General features: G+C 68.9%; 4 protein-coding genes and 2 pseudogenes. 2 read left to right on the top strand and 4 right to left on the bottom strand.

All coding sequences use genetic code 11. From position 1 onward, the window contains the following. Together rpsA and coaE are read left to right on the top strand one after the other, a co-directional pair. A pseudogene (rpsA, locus tag A9W96_RS21975) lies at nt 1-286 on the top strand (30S ribosomal protein S1); the annotation flags it as partial. A 19-nt stretch (nt 287-305) separates the two neighbouring features. Next, complete coding sequence (gene coaE / locus A9W96_RS21970) at nt 306-1,520, top strand: dephospho-CoA kinase (protein WP_067143033.1); 1,215 nt, start codon at nt 306-308, stop codon at nt 1,518-1,520. A gap of 7 nt (nt 1,521-1,527) precedes the next feature. Here the strand turns inward: coaE and A9W96_RS21965 are convergent, their stop codons facing one another. The 4 genes and pseudogenes from A9W96_RS21965 to A9W96_RS21950 form a co-directional block, all read right to left on the bottom strand. Then, nucleotides 1,528-1,932: a hypothetical protein gene (locus tag A9W96_RS21965; protein WP_066866919.1), complete on the bottom strand. Its 405-nt coding sequence runs from the start codon at nt 1,930-1,932 to the stop codon at nt 1,528-1,530. A gap of 48 nt (nt 1,933-1,980) precedes the next feature. After that, nucleotides 1,981-2,424, bottom strand: a complete 444-nt coding sequence (locus A9W96_RS21960) for a zinc finger domain-containing protein (protein WP_369830859.1) — start codon at nt 2,422-2,424, stop codon at nt 1,981-1,983. Between the two features lie 113 nt (nt 2,425-2,537). Next, a pseudogene (locus A9W96_RS21955) lies at nt 2,538-2,936 on the bottom strand (ATP-dependent DNA ligase); the annotation flags it as partial. Next, nucleotides 2,933-3,397: a DUF402 domain-containing protein gene (locus A9W96_RS21950; protein WP_067143036.1), complete on the bottom strand. Its 465-nt coding sequence runs from the start codon at nt 3,395-3,397 to the stop codon at nt 2,933-2,935. The gene A9W96_RS21950 and the pseudogene A9W96_RS21955, both read right to left, overlap by 4 nt. Between the last annotated feature and the right edge of the window lie 27 nt (nt 3,398-3,424).

The following is a 3,424-nucleotide window of genomic DNA, read 5'->3' as shown; positions in this document are numbered from 1 at the left end:
CGACGAGCAGGGCAACTACATCTTCCCCGAGGGCTTCGATTCCGAGACCAACGAATGGCTCGAGGGATTCGAGAAGCAGCGCGCCGAGTGGGAGGCCCGCTACGCCGAGGCCGAGCGGCGGCACAAGATGCACACTGCGCAGATGGAGAAGTTCGCCGCTGCCGAGGCCGCCGGGCACGCCGAGCAGTCGCCGGGCAACGGTGCGCGGGAGGAGAAGGCGGGCGGTTCGCTGGCCAGCGACGCCCAATTGGCGGCGCTGCGGGAGAAACTCGCCGGCAACGCGTGACGCCGTCGGCGACCACGCCATGCTGCGTATCGGGCTGACCGGTGGCATCGGCGCCGGCAAGTCGGCGCTGTCGTCCACGTTCGCGCGCTGCGGTGCCGTCATCGTCGACGGCGACGTCATCGCGCGCGAGGTGGTCGAGCCCGGCACCGAAGGCCTGGCCGCGCTGGTCGAGGCGTTCGGCAGCGACATCCTGCTCGCGGACGGATCGCTGGATCGTCCGGCGTTGGCCGCCAAGGCGTTTCGTGATGACGAGGCACGCAAGACGCTGAACGGGATTGTCCACCCCCTGGTGGGCAATCGCCGTTCGGAGATCATCGCGTCGGTGCCCGAGGATTCCGTTGTGGTCGAGGACATTCCGCTGCTGGTGGAATCCGGGATGGCTCCGCTGTTCCCGCTCGTCGTCATCGTGTACGCCGATGTCGAGGTGCGGCTGCGGCGGCTGGTCGATCAGCGCGGCATGGCCGAGGAGGATGCGCGGGCGAGGATCGCCGCGCAGGCCAGCGACGAGCAGCGCCGCGCGGTCGCCGACATCTGGCTGGACAACTCGGGCAGCCCGGAAGACTTGGTGCAGCGCGCCCAGCAGTTGTGGGACCACCGCATCGTGCCGTTCGCCCACAACCTGAGCCAACGGCAGTACGCGCGCGCACCAGCGCGGTTGGTGCCACCGGACCCGACCTGGCCGGACCAGGCGCAACGGATCGTCAACCGCCTCAAGACGGCCTGCGGTCACCGGGCGTTGCGCGTCGATCACATCGGGTCGACGGCCGTGCCCGACTTTCCGGCCAAGGACGTCATCGACATTCAGATCACCGTCGAATCCCTTGCCGAAGCCGACGAACTCGCCGAGCCGTTACTTGCCGCCGGTTATCCGCGCCCCAAGCACATCACTCAAGATTTCCCCAAACCCGACGCGCGCAGCACCGTAGCGCGATACGACCATAGCGACCACGAGGCGTTGTGGCACAAGAAAGTTCATGCTTCGGCCGATCCCGGGCGGCCGACCAATGTGCACATCCGGGTCGACGGCCGGCCCAATCAGCAATTCGCCTTGCTGTTCCGGGACTGGCTCAAAGCCAATCCCGCTGTGCGCGCCGAGTATCTGACCGTAAAACGCAGAGCCGACAGCACTGGTGGCGGAGACATCCTGCGCTATGTCGCCGCTAAAGAGCCGTGGTTCCTCGACGCCTACCGGCGGGCCTGGGAGTGGGCCGACTCGACGGGCTGGAAGCCCTGAGGCGAATCTAGGGCAAGGGTGCGCCGCACTGCAGCGCCCCGTTCATGGGATCGGCGTTGCCCGCGACCGGTCTGACCATCTGGTCGGACTGGACGAAAACGTTGTCGTCCACGTCGATTTCGCAGTGCACGTTCGCCGCATAGGGGAAGCGCACCACGATGCGCATGCCGGCCTGCTGCGGGTCGGGCAACACCGTGTCGGCCTCGAATGCGTTGCCGGGCACCGAGCTAAGCCCGGCCGTGTTCGTCTGACCGCCGTTGATCACGAAGGTGGCCTGGCTCCCGGTCGTGACGCCGTCGATCCTGGCCCGATAGGTGATGTTGTGCAGATCCGCCCGTGCGACCGCCGGATTCACAACGGCGAGGGCGGTCACGGCGGCGATCGGCAGCAGCCCGCGGGCCTGGCAGCTCATAGCGGCTGACATTACAACCAGCCTGATCGGGGGGCCACATCGATTGCCCTACGGCTGGCAGCGCGGACACCACAGCGTCGTGCGGCCGCCCACCCGGCCACGTTCCAGCCGGGTGCCGCAGCGTGGGCAGTGCGGGTCCGGTTCGTCACGCACCCCGGTCAGCCAGCGCGGCAGGCCCGGCACCCGGCCATGGCGCACCGCGGTCCGCAGCACCCGAGTCATCGCGCCATGCAGGCCCTGCACGTCGTCGTCGTCCAGCTCCCTGATCGGAAGGGTGGGCCGAAGTCTGGCCCGCCAACAGATCTCGTCGGCCAGCAGGTTGCCGAGCCCGGCGATCGCCGACTGGTCCATCAGCGTGGGCTTGAGCTGTCGCGACCTGGCCGATCGCGCGGCCAGCGCGTCGCGGAACTCCCGCAGGCGCAGGCCCAGCGCATCGGGGCCCTGTGGGCCGGTGACATGCGCGATGTCGTCCGGATCGTCGGCCAGCCACACCCCGCGCAATTTGCGCAGGTCGGCATAGCGCAGTTCGCCCTCGTCCAGCGCGACGGTCAGTCGCTCGTAGGGGTCATGGGCGGCGCCGTCGGCGGCGTAGTACGGGCGGCCGGGAAAACGTAGTAGAAGACGCGCACCGGGGATGCGCGGGCGAACTCGGGGTCGGTGATGCCCAGCCGGCCCTGCAGCCGGGCGAAGCTGGTCCGGCGGCCCTCGAACGCCACCACCTCGCCGTCCACGACGAAGCGAGTGGTGCGCTGGCCGGCGAGCGCATCCACCAGCTCGGGGTAGGTTCCGTTGAGCGTCTGACGATTCCGCGACAACAGCCGCAACCGGTCGCCGTCGCGAAACGCCAGGCAACGCATGCCGTCGAACTTGCGCTCGAAGATCCAGTGTGGATCGGAGAACCGATCCTCGGTGAGCGTGGCCAGCGTCGGCGGCCGCCAGTCCGGCACGGGTTCCTCGCGCAGCGCCGCGCGCACCGCGCGAGGCAGACCGGCGAAGTCCGTCATGACACGTGGTCCGGCGACGCGGCACGCCCGCGCCAGGTCAACTGCATGCCGTGGTGCGCCAGCCAGCGCGACAGGTCATAGCCGTTGCGGGCCAGCCCGTCGACGGCGGTCACCGCCCGCTGCACCGCCTGCGCGGCGACCTCGGGGGTGAGCAGGCCGTGGCGGACGGCGTCGAGCAGCTCGTCGACATCGGTGAGTTCCGCCCCGATCCCGGTGCGGACCTCGATGTCCAGGTAGTGATCTTCGGAATGCCACGCGGTGGGGCCGGGCTGGTATTCGCCCACATCCAGGTAGACGTCCAGGTCCCGTTCATGCCCGGGATTGAAATGAAACACCGTGGCGCGCAACCCCAACGACGGCAGCAGCCACGACTCGAGGTAATGGAACTGCGCGCGACCGGGGGTGGGCCGGGCGATGTAGAGGCCCCACGGGTGCACGGCATATTCGTCGACGGTCCGCACGATGCCCTTGGGATCGGTGTTCGTGCG

Source organism: Mycobacterium sp. 1245852.3 (assembly GCF_001669335.1).
Classification (GTDB): Bacteria; Actinomycetota; Actinomycetes; order Mycobacteriales; family Mycobacteriaceae; genus Mycobacterium; species Mycobacterium europaeum_A.
Note: the sequence above shows the minus strand (reverse complement) of the source record. Positions and strands in the feature narration are given on the sequence as shown.